The organism is Streptomyces sp. NBC_00876 (genome assembly GCF_045207435.1).
Classification (GTDB): Bacteria; Actinomycetota; Actinomycetes; order Streptomycetales; family Streptomycetaceae; genus Streptomyces.
Map to the genome: position 1 here is coordinate 6,193,369 of NZ_CP108800.1, position 17,555 is coordinate 6,210,923.

A 17,555-nucleotide genomic window follows, 5' to 3' on the forward strand; every position below is an offset into this window, starting at 1 on the left:
CCCTGGTCCACAGGACGGCCGGATAGGCTCTGGCCCCGATGGACACGGAAGCAAAGCCCCAGGAGCGCGACCGCTCCTTCGAACCCGCTACGGGACCGGAGGAGGGGTCGCGCTTCTCGCGTATCCCGGAGCGTTTCGCCGCCTCGATGCCGTGGCGGCGCGTCCTCGTGCTCGGTGCCGTCTGTTCGGCCGTGGTGCTGCTCTTCAGCGCGTTCCTGGTGCAGCCGTTCCTGATCCCCAGCGGCTCGATGGAGTCCACGCTGCAGGTCGGGGACCGGGTGCTCGTCAACAAACTGGCGTACCGTTTCGGCTCCGTGCCGCGGCGCGGGGACGTGGTGGTCTTTGACGGCACCGGCTCCTTCGTCCAGGAACCCGAGCCCCGGAACCCCGTCACCGGGCTGCTGCACGGCGCGGCGGCTTCCCTGGGGCTCGCGGAGCCCGCCGAGACCGACTTCGTGAAGCGGGTGGTGGGTGTGGGGGGCGATCGGGTGGTCTGCTGCGACGAGCGGGGGAGGGTCGAGGTGAACGGCCGGGCGCTGGACGAGGACTACCTGTTCGCGGGGGATGCGCCGTCCCGGGTCCCCTTCGACATCGTCGTTCCCGACGGCACGCTGTGGATGATGGGCGACCACCGCAGTCGCTCCAGTGACTCGCGTGACCATCTGGGAGGGCCGGGCGGTGGGATGGTGCCGGTCTCCAAGGTGATCGGCCGGGTCGACTGGTTCGGCTGGCCGCTGGGCCGGGTGGGCTCACTGCCGGGCACCACCGCCTTCGACGGCGTACCGGCGCCGGCGGCGAACCATGGGTAACCGCGGGCGGGGCCACGGCGCGGCGGACCCGGACATACCGCTGCCCACCGGCACCCGGCCGACTGCCGCGCGTTCGCTGCCCACCCGGGCGGAGCGGCGCAAACTGGCCCGCAAGGTGAAGAGGAGACGGCGCAGGTCGGCCGTGAAGGAGATACCGCTCCTCATCACGGTGGCGCTGCTGATCGCGCTGGTCCTCAAGACGTTCCTGGTGCAGGCCTTCGTGATCCCGTCGGGGTCGATGGAGCAGACCATCCGGATCGGTGACCGGGTGCTCGTGGACAAGCTGACGCCCTGGTTCGGGGCCAGGCCGCACCGCGGCGACGTCGTCGTGTTCAAGAACCCCGCCGACTGGCCGCCGCCGAATCCGGTGACGGAGAAGAGGTCGCCCGTCGTCATCAAGCAGGTGAAGGAGGTGCTGACCTTCATCGGCCTGCTTCCTTCCGACGACGAGCAGGATCTGATCAAGCGGGTGGTCGCGGTGGGCGGCGACACGGTGAGATGCTGCGAGAGGGACGGCAGGCTCATCGTCAACGGGGTGGCGGTCGACGAGCCCTATGTCTTTCCCGGGGATTCCCCTTCCACGATCAAATTCGAGGTAAAGGTTCCTCAGGGGCGTCTCTTCGTCATGGGCGACCACCGTTCCAATTCCGCCGATTCGCGCTTCCACCTCGACAAGACGGCTGACGGCACGGTTTCCGAGGATGCGGTAGTGGGACGGGCCATGTGGATCGTCTGGCCGTTCGGGCACTGGAGCGGGCTGGAGGAACGCTCGGCTTTTTCCTCGGTCCCGGACGCGCGCGCCAGGACGGCGGCGGCCTCCGCACCGTCGAATAGTGTGTCCCAGGATCCCAACGGAATGATCCGGCTCCCGACCCCTGCGGAACTCCCGCTCGTTATGGGAGTGGTGGGCCTGCACCGGCTAGGACGCAGGCGGTCGCACGGAGTGAGGAGTGGATGTGGGGGATTTGGCGGTCGGCGCACGATCCGGACACGAGGAGCCCGAGGACCGGCCGGGCATTCCGGGGAATGCCGAGCCCGCCGGGACGACGGCGGACGGAGCGCGGAGTGACGCGGCGCAGGACGACGGAGCGCAGAGTGACGGGGCGCAGGGTGACGGCGGCTCCGCGGGCAGTGGCAGCACGGCCCGGAAGACGCCCCGCCCCTTCTGGAAGGAACTGCCGCTTCTCATCGGCGTCGCGCTGATTCTCGCGCTGCTGATCAAGACGTTTCTGGTGCAGGCGTTCTCGATTCCGTCGGATTCGATGCAGAACACCCTTCAGCGGGGCGACCGGGTGCTGGTCGACAAGCTGACGCCGTGGTTCGGCTCGGAGCCGGAGCGCGGCGAGGTGGTCGTCTTCCACGATCCGGGCGGCTGGCTGGAGGACACCCAGGCTCCCGATCCCAATGTGGTGCAGAAGTTCCTGAGCTTCATCGGGCTGATGCCGTCCGCCGAGGAGAAGGACCTGATCAAGCGGGTCATCGCGATCGGCGGTGACACGGTGGAGTGCAAGAAGAACGGCCCGGTCACGGTCAACGGCAAGGCGCTGGACGACAAGTCGTTCATCTTCGAGGGCAACACCCCCTGCAACGACGATCCGTTCGGTCCGGTCAAGGTCCCCAAGGGCCGTATCTGGGTGATGGGCGACCACCGTCAGAACTCCCTCGACTCGCGGTATCACCAGGATCTTCCGGGCGGTGGCACCGTCTCCACGGACGAGGTCGTCGGGCGGGCCATCGTGATCGCGTGGCCGGTCAACCGCTGGGCGACCCTTCCGGTGCCCAAGACCTTCGACCAGCCGGGGCTGAATGCCGCCGCGGCGCTGGCGCCGGGTGCGCTCGGCATCGCGGGCGCGCTCCCGATCGTGCTCTGGCGCAGGCGGAGCCGCACCGCGGCCGGGCAGACGAAGTAACCGATGAGCCGCCTCCGGTGGACCGGCGAGCACGCCGGACCGCCGGAGGCGGTCGTCCGTGGTGGGCGGGCCGCGTGCCCGGCGGCCCCGGACGGCAGAGGCGGTCCGGAGACGGAGCGGCCCTGCGGAACCCCCACTCGTTATCCAGGACGGCGGGCCTGTCCTCGACACGGCCCCGTGGGCAGGCGTTGGCGCAGAGTGAGGAATGAATGTGAGTGACGTGGCAGGCGGAGCACGTTCTGAACAGGGACAGTCCACGAAGCAGCCCGAGCGGGCCGCCGGGTCCGGCTCCGATCCTGCGGGGGTGACACCGGATCAGGACGCGCCGGGGAGCGCGCGTGGTCCGCGGGGGAGCGGCAGGAAGGCGAAGAAGCCCGGCTCGTTCTGGAAGGAGCTGCCGCTGCTGATCGGGATCGCGCTGATTCTCGCGCTGCTGATCAAGACGTTTCTGGTGCAGGCGTTCTCGATTCCGTCGGATTCGATGCAGAACACCCTTCAGCGGGGCGACCGGGTGCTGGTCGACAAGCTGACGCCGTGGTTCGGCTCGGAGCCGGAGCGCGGCGAGGTGGTCGTCTTCCACGATCCGGCCGGCTGGCTGAACGGGGAGCCGACCCCTACGCCCAATGTGGTGCAGAAGTTTCTGAGCTTCGTCGGGCTGATGCCGTCGTCCGAGGAGAAGGACCTGATCAAGCGGACCATCGCGATCGGCGGTGACACCGTGGAGTGCAAGAAGGGCGGTCCCGTCGAGGTCAACGGGAAGGCGCTCGACGAGCCGTACATCTTCCCGGGCGGGTCGGCCTGCGACGACGCGCCCTTCGGCCCGTTCAAGGTGCCCGACGGCAAGATCTGGGTGATGGGCGACCACCGGCAGGACTCCTCGGACTCGCGCTACCACACCAACGACGCGAACAAGGGCTTCGTGCCGGTCGACAAGGTCGTGGGCCGGGCCGTGGTGGTGGCCTGGCCGCTGAACCACTGGGCGGCGCTGTCCGTCCCGGACACCTTCGACCAGCCGGGCGTGAGCGCCGTGGCCGCCGCCGCGCCGGGTGTGGCCGGACTCGCCGGCGCGCTGCCGATCGTGCTCCTGCGCCGGCGGAGGCTGACCGAGGGACGTACCGCCGGGTAGGGTGCCGACTCGGATCAGCGATTGTCGATCTCCGATGGGGGACGCTGGGATGAGTGGAACAGGACGTGACGATGACGGCCGCGGACGGCTGGGCAGCATGCTGTCCGGACTGGCCGTGGCCGTCGGCTGTGTGCTCTTCCTCGGCGGCTTCGCCTGGGGAGCCGTGGTGTACCGGCCCTACACGGTGCCGACCGAGTCGATGACGCCGACGGTGAACGCCGGCGACCGGGTCCTGGCGCAGCGGGTGGACGGCGGCGAGGTGCGCCGGGGCGATGTGGTCGTGTTCACCGACCCCGCGTGGGGTGACATGCCGATGGTGAAGCGGGTCGTCGGGATCGGCGGCGACAAGGTCGCCTGCTGCGGGAAGGACGGCCGGCTCACGGTCAACGGCATACCCGTCGACGAACCGTATCTGCAGACGGTGGACCCGGCCTCGGCGAGCGACTTCACGGCCGAGGTGCCGAAGGGGAAGCTCTTCCTCCTGGGCGACGACCGCAGGGTTTCGCTGGACTCCCGGGTCCATCTGGAGGACGGCGGGCAGGGGTCGGTGCCGCGCAGCGCCGTGCAGGCCCGGGTGGATGCGGTCGCCTGGCCGATGGGCGGGATGATCGGACGGCCGCAGGCCTTTGCCGCGCTGCCGGGCGGGGTCTCGTCCGAAGGGCCGCTGAAGCTCCAGCTCGGAGCCATGGCCGTGGGCGTGGTGCTCATCCTGGGCGGTTCCGTGTACGGCCCCCTCGCGGCCCGGTCCTCCCGGTCGAAGCGGAGCAAGCAGGACAAGGCGACCGCCGGTGTCGGCTGAGGTGCGGAAGGTCGCCCGCCTGGTGCTCCTGGACCCGGACGACCGCATTCTGCTGATGCACGGCTTCGAACCGGAGGATCCGGCGAGCACCTGGTGGTTCACTCCCGGCGGCGGTCTCGAGGGCGACGAGACCCGCGAGCAGGCCGCACTGCGCGAACTGGCCGAGGAAACCGGGATCACGGAGGTCGAGCTGGGTCCGCTGCTCTGGCAGCGGATGTGCTCCTTTCCGTTCGACGGACGGCGCTGGGAGCAGGACGAGTGGTACTTCCTGGCCCGGACGGCACGGACCACGACGGACACCAGTGGTCAGACCGGGCTGGAACGCCGCAGTGTCTCGGGTCTGAGGTGGTGGACCTCCGCCGAACTGTCGGTGGCGCGTGAGACGGTGTACCCGACCAGACTCGCCGGGCTGCTCCGCACACTGCTCGACGAGGGTCCTCCGCGTACGCCACTGGTCCTGGCCCCCGAAATCGCCTGAGCATCCGGGGCGCCGTGGCCTGGCGCACAATGGGGGAACGCACGGCTGAAGGGGAACATGTCAATGAGCGCCGAGGACCTCGAGAAGTACGAGACCGAGATGGAGCTGAAGCTCTACCGGGAGTACCGCGATGTCGTCGGTCTGTTCAAATATGTGATCGAGACCGAACGGCGCTTCTACCTCACCAACGACTACGAGATGCAGGTCCACTCGGTCCAGGGCGAGGTGTTTTTCGAGGTGTCCATGGCGGATGCCTGGGTCTGGGACATGTACCGGCCCGCACGGTTCGTCAAGCAGGTACGGGTGCTGACGTTCAAGGACGTCAACATCGAGGAGCTCAACAAGAGCGATCTCGAGCTTCCGGGTGGCTGAGTTCTCCACAATCGCCTGCTTGTCCACCAAGATCCACTGACGGGGGGCCGAAGCGTCAGAGTCGGTACCGGAGGTGGTGCCGATATGAACGCACGGGGGGCACTCGGGCGGTACGGCGAGGACGTGGCGGCGCGGCTGCTGGCCGACGCGGGCATGTCCGTACTGGAACGGAACTGGCGCTGTCGCGCCGGTGAGATCGACATCGTCGCAAGGGACGGTGACGCGCTCGTCATCTGCGAGGTGAAGACCCGCAGGGCGGGGGCCTTCGAGCATCCGATGGCCGCTGTCACCCCGGCCAAGGCGGACCGTTTGCGGCGGCTGGCCGGACTCTGGCTGGACCGGCACGGCGGTCCGCCGCCGGGCGGGGTGCGGATCGACCTCGTCGGCGTGGTGCTGCCCAGGCGTGGCGCGCCCCTGGCCGAGCATGCGCGGGGGGTGGCCTGATGGGGTTCGCGCGTGCCTGCTCGGTGGCACTGGTCGGTGTCGAGGGCGTGGTGGTGGAGGTCCAGGCGGACCTGGAGGCCGGGGTGGCGGCGTTCACCCTGGTCGGGCTCCCGGACAAGAGCCTGGTGGAGAGCCGGGACCGGGTCAGGGCCGCGGTGGTCAACTCCGGGGCCGAGTGGCCGCAGAAGAAACTCACGGTCGGCCTGTCCCCCGCCTCGGTACCCAAGTCGGGTTCGGGCTTCGACCTGGCTGTCGCCTGTGCGGTGCTCGGCGCCGCCGAGCGGATCGATCCCGCGTCGATCGCCGACGTGGTGATGATCGGGGAGCTGGGGCTGGACGGCCGGGTACGGCCGGTGCGCGGGGTACTGCCCGCCGTCCTGGCGGCGGCGGAGGCCGGGTACCGGCAGGTTGTCGTGCCCGAACAGACCGCGGGCGAGGCGGCCCTGGTCCCCGGGGTCTCCGTGCTCGGAGTGCGCAGCCTGCGGCAGCTGATCGCCGTCCTGTGCGACGAGCCGGTGCCCGACGAACCGGAGGCCCGCGAACAGGGGCGTCCCGACACCATGCTGGCCGGGCTGATGATGCCCGGCGCCGGGATGGGCACCGGCATCGCCAGGGGCCGGGCGGCGGGCGAGGGCGCCTGGCCGGACCTGGCGGACGTCGCGGGACAGCAGCGGCCGCGCAAGGCGCTGGAAGTCGCCGCGGCCGGCGGCCACCATCTCCTGCTGACCGGCCCACCGGGCGCGGGCAAGACGATGCTGGCCGAGCGGCTGCCGGCGATCCTGCCGCCGCTGACCAGGCAGGAGTCCCTCGAGGTGACCGCCGTGCACTCGGTGGCGGGCATCCTGCCGCCGGGGGAGCCCCTGGTCGCCCGCGCCCCGTACTGCGCTCCGCATCACTCGGCGACCATGCAGTCGCTGGTCGGCGGGGGCAACGGCCTGCCGCGGCCCGGCGCGGTCTCGCTGGCTCATCGCGGGATTCTCTTTCTGGACGAGGCGCCGGAGTTCTCCGTCCGGGCGCTGGACGCGCTGCGTCAGCCGCTGGAGTCGGGGCATGTGGTGGTGGCGCGCAGTGCCGGGGTGGTGAGGCTGCCGGCCCGGTTCCTGATGGTGCTGGCCGCCAACCCCTGCCCGTGCGGGCGGCACACCTTGAGCGGGGCCGGCTGCGAATGCCCGCCGTCCGCGGTCCGGCGCTACCAGGCCAGACTCTCGGGGCCGTTGCTCGACCGGGTCGACCTGCGTGTGGTCGTGGACCCGGTCAGGCGCGAGGACCTGATGGGGCGTGGTGGCCGCGGTGAGCCGACCGAGACCGTCGCCGCCCGGGTGCGCGAAGCCCGGGAGCGGGCGGGCGAGCGGCTGGCCGGCACGCCCTGGACCACCAACAGCGAGGTGCCGGGGCATGAGCTGCGGACCAGGCTGGCCGCGGCGCCGGGCGCGCTGATGGCGGCCGAGCGGGACATGGAGCGCGGCCTGCTCACCGCGCGCGGCCTGGACCGGGTCCTGCGGGTGGCGTGGACCGTCGCGGACCTCCGCGGGGCCGACCGCCCCGACGCCTCGGACATCGCGATGGCGCTGGAACTGCGGAGCGGGATCCCCCGGGGGGTCTCGATGGCGGCGGGGGCGCCATGACGGGGACGGGGGCCGAGGGGCGCGGGGCGGCCGCCGGGGGAGCCGGTCCGGCGGGGGACAACGGTGCGGGGGCCGCCCCGCAGCACCGGGTGCGGATGCCCGGCGGGGTGAGCGAACGGGAGCGGCTGGCACGGGCGGCACTGACCAGGGTCCTGGAACCGGGGGACGAGCGCGGCGGCAGATGGCTGCGGGAGTGCGGTGGCGCCGAGCTGATGCGGCGGATCACGGACCGGGACGGATCGGCCGAGCGGCTCAGCGGTATGACGGTGCGGCGGCTGGCGGGCTATCGGCTGCGGGCCGTGGGCGTCGACCCGGAGCGGGACCTGGCGGCGGTCGCCGCGGTCGGCGGGCGCTTCGTCTGCCCGGGTGACCGGGAGTGGCCGAGCCAGCTGGACGATCTGGGCGACGCCAGGCCGACCGGGCTGTGGGTGCGGGGGAAGGCCGATCTGCGGCTCTGGGCCCTGCGTTCGGTCGCCGTGGTCGGCGCCCGCGCCTGCACGCCGTACGGGGCACACATGGCGACGACGCTGGGTGCGGGGCTCGCGGAGCTGGGGTGGGTGGTCGTCTCGGGGGCGGCCTTCGGGGTCGACGGGGCGGCCCACCGGGGCGCCCTGGCGGCCGGCGGAGCGACGATGGCGGTCCTGGCCTGCGGGGTTGACGTCGCCTACCCCCGCGGACATGCCGAACTGATCGGGCGCATGGCCGAACAGGGGCTCGTCATCGGCGAGCTGCCGCCGGCCGATCACCCGACCCGCAGCAGGTTCATCCTCCGGAACAGAGTGATCGCCGCGTTGACGAGAGGAACCGTCGTGGTCGAGGCCGAATACCGCAGCGGTTCACTGGCCACGGCCCGCGGCGCCCAGCGGCTCGGCCGCTTCGTCATGGGAGTTCCGGGGCCCGCCACCAGCGGTCTGTCGGCAGGCGTCCATGAACTCCTGCGGGGAGAGGGCGTCCTGGTGACGGACGCCGCCGAAGTCGCTGAACTGGTGGGTGACATAGGGGAACTGGCCCCTCCCAGACGCGGTCCGGTGCTGCCCAGGGACCTTCTGGACGCCGTCTGCGGCAGGGTTCTGGACGCGGTTCCTGCCGGGGGCGCCGTCAACGGGCGCGAGGTGGCACGCGCCGCGGGAACGAGCGCCGACGAGGCGCTTGGCAAGCTGTACGAACTGCACTCACTGGGGTTCGTCGAACGCGATGGCGATGGATGGAAGTTGACGCGGCGGCCGACTGGCAATGACGACGCGCGGCGAGGCGATTGTTGATTTGGGGCATTCGGGTGAAAAGGTGATGCCGATGACCTCGGTGGATCCTTCAGCGTCGCCTCCGGGGCCGCCGCCTGCGGCAGTGGCCCCGGACGGCAGTCATGTCCACGCTCGTGTGTGTGCTGTCATGTCCGCCGCCGGGTCCCGCGTCATATCCGTTCGGCCGGGAGCGGACCGCACCCATCCCTTATCCTGCGCGCACCGCGACAACTCAGTCACGCTACGCTCACAAGGATTCCGCCCCAGACACAAGTCCCCAGCACTTCACGGCAGAACGGCTCAAGGCACCACATGCCCCAGCACACCTCCGGGTCTGACCGCGCGGCAGTACCACCGGCTGCGCGTGGCACTGTGCGTCCTCCCGCCCCCGCCTCGCTCGACGAGTTGTGGCGTTCGTACAAGACCACGGGGGACGGGAGGCTGCGGGAGCAGCTGATCCTGCACTACTCACCTCTGGTGAAGTACGTCGCCGGCCGGGTGAGCGTGGGACTGCCGCCCAACGTGGAGCAGGCGGACTTCGTCTCCTCGGGGGTCTTCGGGCTGATCGACGCGATCGAGAAGTTCGACATCGAGCGCGCGATCAAGTTCGAGACGTACGCGATCACCCGCATCCGCGGCGCGATGATCGACGAACTCCGGGCGCTGGACTGGATCCCGCGCTCCGTGCGCCAGAAGGCGCGGGCCGTGGAACGCGCCTACGCCACGCTGGAGGCGCAACTGCGGCGCACCCCCTCGGAGGCTGAGGTGGCTGCCGAGATGGGCATCGCGCTGGAGGATCTGCACGCGGTTTTCAGCCAGTTGTCGCTGGCCAACGTTGTCGCGCTGGAGGAGCTGCTCCATGTGGGCGGCGAGGGCGGCGACCGGTTGAGCCTGATGGACACGCTCGAGGACACCGCCGCCGACGATCCGGTGGAAGTGGCCGAGGACCACGAGCTCAGGAGGCTGCTCGCCCGGGCGATCAACACCCTCCCGGACCGCGAGAAGACGGTCGTCACGCTCTACTACTACGAGGGACTCACCCTCGCCGAGATCGGCAACGTCCTCGGGGTCACCGAGAGCCGGGTCAGCCAGATCCACACCAAGTCGGTGCTCCAGCTGCGCGCGAAGCTGGCCGACGCGGGACGCTGAGACCGGGGGCGGATCCCGCCCGGCCGGAGGGCTTCGGCCACCGGCGGGGGCCACCCGCACCCTCCCGGGCACGGGCCGCCGTAGAGTGGATGCGTGCCCAGGATTCGAGCGGCCTCCGTGGCCGAGCACCGGACCATGCAGCGCGGCGCCCTCCTGGACGCAGCGCGCTCCCTGCTGTCCGAGGGAGGCACGGAGGCGCTGACCTTCCCCGCCCTCGCCGAACGCACGGGCCTCGCCCGGTCCTCCGTCTACGAGTACTTCCGCTCCCGCGCCGCCGTCGTCGAAGAGCTCTGCGCCGTCGACTTCCCCGTCTGGGCGGCCGAGGTCGAGAACGCGATGGACCGCGCGGGGACGCCCGAGGAGAAGATCGAGGCGTACATCAGGCGCCAGCTGGACCTCGTCGGGGACCGCCGCCACCGGGCCGTTGTCGCGATCTCCGCGAGCGAGCTGGACGCGGGCGCCCGCGAGAAGATCCGGGCGGCGCACGGCGGTCTGATCGCCATGATCGTCGAGGCGCTCGGCGACCTCGGCCACCACCAGCCCCGGCTGGCGGCCATGCTGCTCCAGGGTTCCGTGGACGCCGCGGTCCGGCGGATCGAGCTGAGCGTGGCGGAGGAGCCCGCCGTGATCGCGGACACCGCCGTCGCCATGATCCTGCACGGCCTCCGGGGCGCCCCCGCCGAGCAGGACTGACACCGGCGCCGCACCACCGCGCCGGCCGCCGCCGGAGATGCGACGGACGCGCGATGAGCCGGATCCGTATCCGCCGGGGCGTTGTCCGGCGCCGGCCCCTGGGCCCCGGGCAGCGGCACTCCGAACACCGGCAGCAGCCGCGAGGGCCCGCGCCGCAGCAGCGAGGGCGGCAGCAGCGACAGCGGGTCCAGATAAGCCGCCGCGCGGCGCAGCCCCCAGTGCAGACAGCCGGCTGAACAGTGGAACGGCCCCCGGCCGAGGACAGCGACGGCCTGCCCCGCGATGACCTGTTCGCCCTTCGCGACCAGGGGACGCACCGGCTCGTACGTGGTCCGCAGCGGCGGATCACCCGTCCCCGCCAGCTCGATCGCCACCACCCCGCGGCCGGCCACCCCGCCCGCGAACGAGACCCGCCCCGCAGCCGCGGCGAGCACCTCCGTGCCCGGTCCGGCGGCGAGGTCCACCCCGCGGTGTCCCCGCCCGTACTCGGTGGCCGGCGGCTCCCACCCCCGTACCACCACGGGCCTTCCCGCCAGCGGCCAGACATGTGCACCGTCCGGCTCCACGGGGACGGGCGCGGGTCCGGGCGCCGGCGTTCCCGCGGAACCGAGTGCGGACGCCCGCGTGGTCACGTAGCCGGCCGGCGGCGACTCCGGGGCCCTGGCCGGCGGTCCGCCGCACCCCGTCGCGAGCAGCCCCGCGGCGGCCGCCACCGAAGCCGTCCGCGCCCACCACCCCGCCCCGCCGCCCGGTGCGCGGCGGCCCCCCGTCCGGATCCGGGCAACCGCCCGGTCAGTTGTGCATCGCATGGCACAACCGTCCCCCGGCACACGGTTCTGCGGGGATCATGGACCGGATCTGTGGACCACCGGCCGGTTGTGGACAGTGCCGTCACCCGGCACCCGGCGGGTCCCGTACACTTCCTATGGCGATCCGGGTCACCGGGTCGACTTCGCACGCCCCGCCACCTCCCTCTCTGCGGAGGTGGCCGCGCCCCTCGGTCCCTCGTGGCACGGCGCGTCGGGGCGTCAGGCGCGACAGCAAACCTGCGGTCGCGACAACCGAGCACCAAGGAGTACGGCCATGGCCGTCGTCACGATGCGGGAGCTGCTGGAAAGCGGCGTCCACTTCGGTCACCAGACCCGTCGCTGGAACCCGAAGATGAAGCGCTTCATCTTCACCGAGCGCAACGGCATCTACATCATCGACCTGCTCCAGTCGCTGTCGTACATCGACCGCGCCTACGAGTTCGTCAAGGAGACCGTCGCCCACGGCGGCTCCATCATGTTCGTGGGTACGAAGAAGCAGGCCCAGGAGGCCATCGCCGAGCAGGCGACGCGCGTCGGCATGCCGTACGTCAACCAGCGTTGGCTCGGTGGCATGCTCACCAACTTCTCCACCGTCTACAAGCGCCTTCAGCGTCTGAAGGAGCTCGAGCTCATCGACTTCGAGGACGTGGCCGCCTCCGGCCTCACCAAGAAGGAGCTCCTGGTTCTCTCCCGCGAGAAGGCCAAGCTGGAGAAGACCCTCGGTGGTATCCGCGAGATGCAGAAGGTGCCCAGCGCCGTCTGGATCGTCGACACCAAGAAGGAGCACATCGCCGTCGGTGAGGCGCGCAAGCTCCACATCCCGGTCGTCGCGATCCTCGACACCAACTGCGACCCCGACGAGGTCGACTACAAGATTCCGGGCAACGACGACGCGATCCGCTCCGTCACCCTGCTCACCCGCGTGATCGCCGACGCCGTCGCCGAGGGCCTCATCGCCCGCTCCGGCGCTGCGACCGGCGACTCGAAGCCGGGCGAGAAGGCCGCCGGCGAGCCGCTCGCCGAGTGGGAGCGTGACCTGCTCGAGGGCGACAAGAAGGCCGACGCCGAGGTGCAGACCTCCGCCGAGACCGAGAAGGTCGCCGACGCCGAGGCCGCCGAGGCCCCCGCCGCCGAGGCTGCTGCCGAGGCCCCCGCTGCCGAGGCCGAGGCTCCGGCCGCGGACGCGGACGCCGAGCAGGCCTGACACCCGTCACGGCTGAAGACGGCGGGGGCCGGTGCCACAGGCACCGCCCCCGCCGTTCACCCGTAGATCTTTCAGACTTCGAGAGAGAAATACAGACTCATGGCGAACTACACCGCCGCTGACGTCAAGAAGCTCCGTGAGCTCACCGGCGCCGGCATGATGGACTGCAAGAAGGCGCTCGACGAGGCCGACGGCAACGTCGACGGAGCCGTCGAGGCGCTCCGTATCAAGGGTCAGAAGGGCGTCGCCAAGCGCGAAGGCCGTTCTGCCGAGAACGGCGCGGTCGTCTCCGTCATCTCCGAGGACAAGACGTCCGGCGTTCTGCTCGAGCTGAAGTGCGAGACGGACTTCGTCGCCAAGGGTGACAAGTTCCAGGCCGTCGCCAACACGCTCGCCGCTCACGTCGCCGCGACCTCCCCGGCCGACATCGAGGCACTTCTCGCCTCCGAGATCGAGCCCGGCAAGACCGTCCAGGCGTTCGTGGACGAGGCCAACGCCAATCTCGGCGAGAAGATCGTCCTGGACCGCTTCGCGCAGTTCAACGGCGCCTACGTCTCCGTGTACATGCACCGCACCATGCCCGACCTGCCGCCGCAGATCGGTGTCCTGGTCGAGCTGGACAAGGCCGACGCCGAGCTGGCGAAGGGTCTTGCCCAGCACATCGCCGCCTTCGCGCCGAAGTACCTGTCCCGCGAGGACGTCCCGGCCGAGATCGTCGAGGCCGAGCGCCGCGTCGCCGAGGAGACCACGCGCGCCGAGGGCAAGCCCGAGGCCGCGCTCCCGAAGATCGTCGAGGGTCGCGTCAACGGCTTCTTCAAGGAGGCCACCCTCCTTGGCCAGCCGTATGCGCTGGACAACAAGAAGTCCGTCCAGAAGGTCCTGGACGAGGCCGGTGTCACCCTGAAGCGCTTCACGCGCATCAAGGTCGGCATCTGAGTCCGTCCGCGAAAAACGGTGGACCCCGATAGGGTCTGGTGCAGTCGACGGCCGCACACCGCCGTACGACCGCAGATCTGACGAGGAGGCCATTGCCGCTGAGGGACACCAGACCCACAGGCAATGGCCTTCTTCGTATGTGCACGAGGAGAATCTCCATGAACAAGGGCGCGGACGCCGCAACAGGTGACCACAAGCGCGACGACGGCAAGGTGCCCGGACGCTTCATGCTGAAGCTGTCCGGAGAGGCGTTCGCCGGCGGCGGGGGTCTCGGTGTCGACCCCGACGTCGTGCACGCCATCGCCCGCGAGATCGCCGCTGTCGTCCGGGACGGCGCGGAAATCGCGATCGTCATCGGCGGCGGCAACTTCTTCCGCGGCGCCGAGCTCCAGCAGCGCGGCATGGACCGGGCCCGGTCCGACTACATGGGCATGCTCGGCACCGTCATGAACTGCCTCGCGCTCCAGGACTTCCTGGAGAAGGAGGGCATCGACTCCCGCGTCCAGACGGCCATCACCATGGGTCAGGTCGCGGAGCCGTACATCCCGCTGCGCGCCGTACGGCACCTGGAGAAGGGCCGCGTCGTGATCTTCGGCGCCGGCATGGGCATGCCGTACTTCTCCACCGACACCACTGCCGCACAGCGCGCCCTCGAGATCGACGCCGAGGCGCTGCTGATGGGCAAGAACGGCGTGGACGGGGTCTACGACTCCGACCCGAAGACCAACCCCGGAGCGGTGAAGTTCGACGCCCTGGAGTACAGCGAGGTGCTCGCCCGCGATCTCAAGGTCGCCGACGCCACCGCCATCACGCTCTGCCGTGACAACCAGCTGCCGATCCTCGTCTTCGAGCTGACCACCGCGGGCAATATCGCCCGCGCGGTCAAGGGTGAGAAGATCGGCACGCTCGTGAGTGACCAGGGCACCCGGGCCTGACAACCGGGGGATCGCACCGGGAGTCCCGGTGCAATCCCGGGGCTGCGGGACGGCCCCGGACGATGGACAACGGCCTGCCGGTCGGACACCGTGCAGGTGAGGACGCGACGCAGGATCCGCCGGGCCCGAGCATGCCGGGCCCACTCAAGACACGCAGGAGCACGTGGTGATCGAAGAAACCCTCCTCGAGGCCGAGGAGAAGATGGAGAAGGCCGTCGTCGTCGCGAAAGAGGACTTCGCCGCGATCCGTACCGGCCGCGCGCACCCGGCGATGTTCAACAAGATCGTCGCCGACTACTACGGCGCGCTGACCCCGATCAACCAGCTGGCCTCGTTCTCGGTGCCCGAGCCCCGTATGGCCGTCGTGACGCCGTTCGACAAGACCGCGCTGCGCAACATCGAGCAGGCCATCCGTGACTCGGACCTCGGCGTCAACCCGAGCAATGACGGCAATATCATCCGGGTGACCTTCCCCGACCTCACCGAAGAGCGTCGCCGCGACTACATCAAGGTCGCGAAGACGAAGGCCGAGGACTCCAAGATCTCGATCCGCGCCGTGCGCCGCAAGGCCAAGGAGACGCTGGACAAGCTGGTCAAGGACAAGGAGTCCGGCGAGGACGAGGTGCGTCGCGCCGAGAAGGAGCTCGACGACACCACCGCGAAGTACGTCGCGCAGGTGGACGAGCTGCTGAAGCACAAGGAAGCCGAGCTGCTCGAAGTCTGATGAACGACTCCTCCTGGGGCGCCCCGCAGGCCACCGGCCACCGGGCCGTGCCCGAGATGCGGGCCGTTCCGGCGGGTCCTGCATACGATATGCATGAAGCCCAGCAGACTCGGCCCATGCCCATCGTGCCGGACGTTCCCGACGCAGGTAGAGACGCTGACGACCGTGATGACCGGGACCAGGGAGCCGCACGCCTGAGCGGCGGCCCCCTGTTCCGCGAAGAGAAGCCGCAGGAGCCCATGCCGACCGCGCCGCCACCCCCGCAGAAGAAGCGTGCGGGCCGTGATCTGGGAGCCGCCATAGGGGTCGGCCTGGGACTCGGGGCCGTTGTCGCCGCCTCGCTCTTCATCGTCAAGGCCGTCTTCGTCGGCGTGGTCGTCGTCGCCGTCGTCGTGGGCCTCTGGGAGCTCACCTCCCGGCTGGAGGAGCGCAAGGGCATCAAGGCACCGCTCGTGCCGCTCGCGATCGGTGGCGCCGCCATGGTCGTGGCCGGCTACGCGCGCGGCGCCGAGGGCGCGTGGATCGCCATGGCGCTGACCGCCCTCGCGGTGCTCGTCTGGCGGATGACCGAGCCGCCGGAGGGCTACCTCAAGGACGTCACGGCCGGAGTCTTCGCCGCGTTCTACGTGCCGTTCCTGGCGACCTTCGTCGCCATGCTCCTGACCGCCGACGACGGGCCGCAGCGGGTTCTGACCTTCCTGCTGCTGACCGTGGTCAGTGACACGGGTGCGTACGCCGTCGGCTGGCGGTTCGGCAAGCACAAGCTCGCACCGCGCATCAGCCCCGGGAAGACCCGCGAGGGCCTGTTCGGAGCCGTGGCCTTCGCGATGGTGGCCGGCGCGCTGTGCATGCAGTTCCTGATCGACGACGGTTCCTGGTGGCAGGGTCTGCTGCTCGGCCTGGCGGTCGCGGCCAGCGCCACCCTCGGTGACCTGGGCGAGTCCATGATCAAGCGGGACCTCGGGATCAAGGACATGGGCACGCTGCTGCCGGGGCACGGCGGGATCATGGACCGGCTGGACTCCCTGCTGCCGACCGCGCCGGTGGTCTGGCTGCTGATGGTGATCTTCGTCGGCTCCGGCTGAGAAGCTCTTGGGTCACCCCGTCTGACCTGCGTTTTTACGAGTGAGGGTCCGTTGTCCACAGGGCGGCGGGCCCTCACTGTTCTGTCTGCGACACTGGAAGAACCATGCCTAAGCCCGGAGAACTCCAGTTTGTCGCGCCCCGCGGAGCCAAGAAGCCCCCGCGGCACCTCGCCGACCTCACGCCCGCCGAGCGCAGGGAAGCCGTGGCCGCGGTCGGCGAGAAGCCGTTCCGCGCCCAGCAGCTCTCGCAGCACTACTTCGCGCGGTACGCGCCCGACCCGGCCCAGTGGACCAACATTCCGGCCGGATCGCGGGACAAGCTCGCCGAGGCGATGTTCCCGGACCTGATGTCCGTGGTCCGCCACATCAGCTGCGACGACGACACCACCCGCAAGACGCTGTGGAAGCTGCACGACGGGACGCTCGTCGAGTCCGTCCTGATGCGCTACCCCGAGCGCGTCACGATGTGCATCTCCTCGCAGGCGGGCTGCGGAATGAACTGCCCGTTCTGCGCCACCGGGCAGGCCGGTCTCGACCGCAACCTGTCCACCGCGGAGATCGTCCACCAGATCGTGGACGGCATGCGGGCGCTGCGCGACGGCGAGGTCCCGGGCGGTCCGGCCCGGCTCTCCAACATCGTCTTCATGGGCATGGGCGAACCGCTCGCCAACTACAACCGGGTGGTCGGCGCCATCCGCCGGCTGACCGACCCCGAGCCCGACGGCCTCGGGCTGTCGCAGCGCGGGATCACGGTCTCCACCGTCGGCCTCGTGCCCGCCATGCTGCGGTTCGCCGACGAGGGCTTCAAATGCCGGCTCGCGGTCTCGCTGCACGCCCCGGACGACGAGCTGCGCGACACCCTCGTACCCGTCAACACCCGCTGGAAGGTGGGCGAGGTCCTGGACGCCGCGTGGGAGTACGCGGAGAAGTCCGGCCGCCGCATCTCCATCGAGTACGCGCTGATCCGCGACATCAACGACCAGGCCTGGCGCGGCGACCGGCTCGGCCGGCTCCTCAAGGGCAAGCGCGTGCACGTCAACCTGATCCCGCTGAACCCGACGCCCGGCTCGAAGTGGACCGCCTCGCGGCCCGAGGACGAGAAGGCGTTCGTCGAGGCGATCGCCGCCCACGGGGTGCCGGTGACCGTCCGGGACACCCGCGGCCAGGAGATCGACGGGGCCTGCGGACAGCTGGCGGCATCCGAGCGCTGAGGCCG

General features: G+C 70.5%; 18 protein-coding genes and 1 pseudogene. 18 read left to right on the top strand and 1 reads right to left on the bottom strand.

Features of this window, described 5'->3' with window-relative positions; all coding sequences use genetic code 11:
• Positions 1-38 precede the first annotated feature (38 nt).
• The 12 genes from lepB (OG782_RS27395) (at position 39) to OG782_RS27450 (ending at position 10,646) form a co-directional block, all read left to right on the top strand.
• Positions 39-809, top strand: a complete 771-nt coding sequence (lepB, locus tag OG782_RS27395) for a signal peptidase I (RefSeq protein ID WP_406455319.1) — start codon at positions 39-41, stop codon at positions 807-809.
• A complete protein-coding gene (gene lepB / locus OG782_RS27400; protein WP_406455321.1) occupies positions 802-1,878 on the top strand; it encodes a signal peptidase I in 1,077 nt (358 codons plus the stop codon). Before lepB (OG782_RS27395) ends, lepB (OG782_RS27400) begins: the two co-directional genes overlap by 8 nt.
• The gene (gene lepB, locus OG782_RS27405; protein ID WP_406459309.1) at positions 1,775-2,719 is read left to right on the top strand and encodes a signal peptidase I; all 945 of its coding nucleotides are present in this window, start codon (positions 1,775-1,777) and stop codon (positions 2,717-2,719) included. The genes lepB (OG782_RS27400) and lepB (OG782_RS27405) overlap by 104 nt, the downstream gene beginning before the upstream one ends.
• Before the next feature lie 205 nt (positions 2,720-2,924).
• Complete coding sequence (gene lepB, locus OG782_RS27410; protein WP_406455323.1) at positions 2,925-3,845, top strand: signal peptidase I; 921 nt, start codon at positions 2,925-2,927, stop codon at positions 3,843-3,845.
• A 49-nt stretch (positions 3,846-3,894) separates the two neighbouring features.
• Positions 3,895-4,644 carry a signal peptidase I gene (lepB, locus tag OG782_RS27415; RefSeq protein WP_406455325.1) on the top strand — a complete coding sequence of 250 codons (750 nt, stop codon included), beginning with the start codon at positions 3,895-3,897 and terminating at the stop codon, positions 4,642-4,644.
• The gene (locus OG782_RS27420; RefSeq protein ID WP_406455327.1) at positions 4,634-5,122 is read left to right on the top strand and encodes an NUDIX hydrolase; all 489 of its coding nucleotides are present in this window, start codon (positions 4,634-4,636) and stop codon (positions 5,120-5,122) included. Before lepB (OG782_RS27415) ends, OG782_RS27420 begins: the two co-directional genes overlap by 11 nt.
• Before the next feature lie 63 nt (positions 5,123-5,185).
• Positions 5,186-5,494 carry a DUF2469 domain-containing protein gene (locus OG782_RS27425; protein ID WP_003965949.1) on the top strand — a complete coding sequence of 103 codons (309 nt, stop codon included), beginning with the start codon at positions 5,186-5,188 and terminating at the stop codon, positions 5,492-5,494.
• An 84-nt stretch (positions 5,495-5,578) separates the two neighbouring features.
• The gene (locus OG782_RS27430) at positions 5,579-5,938 is read left to right on the top strand and encodes a YraN family protein (protein WP_406455329.1); all 360 of its coding nucleotides are present in this window, start codon (positions 5,579-5,581) and stop codon (positions 5,936-5,938) included.
• Positions 5,938-7,563 (top strand): YifB family Mg chelatase-like AAA ATPase, encoded by a 1,626-nt coding sequence (locus OG782_RS27435; RefSeq protein ID WP_406455331.1) that lies wholly within the window; start codon positions 5,938-5,940, stop codon positions 7,561-7,563. Before OG782_RS27430 ends, OG782_RS27435 begins: the two co-directional genes overlap by 1 nt.
• Positions 7,560-8,825, top strand: a complete 1,266-nt coding sequence (gene dprA, locus OG782_RS27440; RefSeq protein WP_406455333.1) for a DNA-processing protein DprA — start codon at positions 7,560-7,562, stop codon at positions 8,823-8,825. Before OG782_RS27435 ends, dprA begins: the two co-directional genes overlap by 4 nt.
• A gap of 291 nt (positions 8,826-9,116) precedes the next feature.
• Entirely contained in the window at positions 9,117-9,953 is an 837-nt protein-coding gene (gene whiG / locus OG782_RS27445; RefSeq protein WP_406455335.1) for an RNA polymerase sigma factor WhiG, read from the top strand.
• Between the two features lie 117 nt (positions 9,954-10,070).
• A complete protein-coding gene (locus OG782_RS27450; protein WP_406459311.1) occupies positions 10,071-10,646 on the top strand; it encodes a TetR/AcrR family transcriptional regulator in 576 nt (191 codons plus the stop codon).
• Positions 10,647-10,741: 95 nt separating this feature from the next.
• Here OG782_RS27450 and OG782_RS27455 read toward each other — a convergent pair.
• Positions 10,742-11,455 (bottom strand): annotated as a pseudogene (locus tag OG782_RS27455) (murein hydrolase activator EnvC family protein); the annotation flags it as partial.
• A gap of 274 nt (positions 11,456-11,729) precedes the next feature.
• Between OG782_RS27455 and rpsB the strand changes: the two are divergent.
• The 6 genes from rpsB (at position 11,730) to rlmN (ending at position 17,550) form a co-directional block, all read left to right on the top strand.
• Positions 11,730-12,659, top strand: coding sequence for a 30S ribosomal protein S2 (gene rpsB, locus OG782_RS27460; RefSeq protein ID WP_406455337.1), 930 nt, complete (start codon positions 11,730-11,732; stop codon positions 12,657-12,659).
• Between the two features lie 99 nt (positions 12,660-12,758).
• Entirely contained in the window at positions 12,759-13,595 is an 837-nt protein-coding gene (gene tsf, locus OG782_RS27465; protein WP_406455339.1) for a translation elongation factor Ts, read from the top strand.
• A gap of 158 nt (positions 13,596-13,753) precedes the next feature.
• Positions 13,754-14,530: a UMP kinase gene (gene pyrH, locus OG782_RS27470; RefSeq protein ID WP_406455341.1), complete on the top strand. Its 777-nt coding sequence runs from the start codon at positions 13,754-13,756 to the stop codon at positions 14,528-14,530.
• A 166-nt stretch (positions 14,531-14,696) separates the two neighbouring features.
• Entirely contained in the window at positions 14,697-15,254 is a 558-nt protein-coding gene (frr, locus tag OG782_RS27475) for a ribosome recycling factor (RefSeq protein ID WP_037690170.1), read from the top strand.
• The gene (locus tag OG782_RS27480) at positions 15,254-16,339 is read left to right on the top strand and encodes a phosphatidate cytidylyltransferase (RefSeq protein WP_406455343.1); all 1,086 of its coding nucleotides are present in this window, start codon (positions 15,254-15,256) and stop codon (positions 16,337-16,339) included. The genes frr and OG782_RS27480 overlap by 1 nt, the downstream gene beginning before the upstream one ends.
• A 104-nt stretch (positions 16,340-16,443) precedes the next feature.
• Positions 16,444-17,550 (top strand): 23S rRNA (adenine(2503)-C(2))-methyltransferase RlmN, encoded by a 1,107-nt coding sequence (rlmN, locus tag OG782_RS27485; protein WP_406455345.1) that lies wholly within the window; start codon positions 16,444-16,446, stop codon positions 17,548-17,550.
• The last annotated feature ends 5 nt before the right edge of the window (positions 17,551-17,555 follow it).

Coding starts and splice junctions, on each gene's coding strand:
- OG782_RS27430 (WP_406455329.1), top strand. CDS start 5,579: ATGAACGCACGGGGGGCACTCGGGCGGTACGGCGAGGACGTGGCGGCG.
- whiG (WP_406455335.1), top strand. CDS start 9,117: ATGCCCCAGCACACCTCCGGGTCTGACCGCGCGGCAGTACCACCGGCT.
- dprA (WP_406455333.1), top strand. CDS start 7,560: ATGACGGGGACGGGGGCCGAGGGGCGCGGGGCGGCCGCCGGGGGAGCC.
- rpsB (WP_406455337.1), top strand. CDS start 11,730: ATGGCCGTCGTCACGATGCGGGAGCTGCTGGAAAGCGGCGTCCACTTC.
- lepB (WP_406455321.1), top strand. CDS start 802: ATGGGTAACCGCGGGCGGGGCCACGGCGCGGCGGACCCGGACATACCG.
- OG782_RS27480 (WP_406455343.1), top strand. CDS start 15,254: ATGAACGACTCCTCCTGGGGCGCCCCGCAGGCCACCGGCCACCGGGCC.
- OG782_RS27425 (WP_003965949.1), top strand. CDS start 5,186: ATGAGCGCCGAGGACCTCGAGAAGTACGAGACCGAGATGGAGCTGAAG.
- lepB (WP_406455319.1), top strand. CDS start 39: ATGGACACGGAAGCAAAGCCCCAGGAGCGCGACCGCTCCTTCGAACCC.
- tsf (WP_406455339.1), top strand. CDS start 12,759: ATGGCGAACTACACCGCCGCTGACGTCAAGAAGCTCCGTGAGCTCACC.
- OG782_RS27435 (WP_406455331.1), top strand. CDS start 5,938: ATGGGGTTCGCGCGTGCCTGCTCGGTGGCACTGGTCGGTGTCGAGGGC.
- pyrH (WP_406455341.1), top strand. CDS start 13,754: ATGAACAAGGGCGCGGACGCCGCAACAGGTGACCACAAGCGCGACGAC.
- rlmN (WP_406455345.1), top strand. CDS start 16,444: ATGCCTAAGCCCGGAGAACTCCAGTTTGTCGCGCCCCGCGGAGCCAAG.
- lepB (WP_406455325.1), top strand. CDS start 3,895: ATGAGTGGAACAGGACGTGACGATGACGGCCGCGGACGGCTGGGCAGC.
- lepB (WP_406455323.1), top strand. CDS start 2,925: ATGAATGTGAGTGACGTGGCAGGCGGAGCACGTTCTGAACAGGGACAG.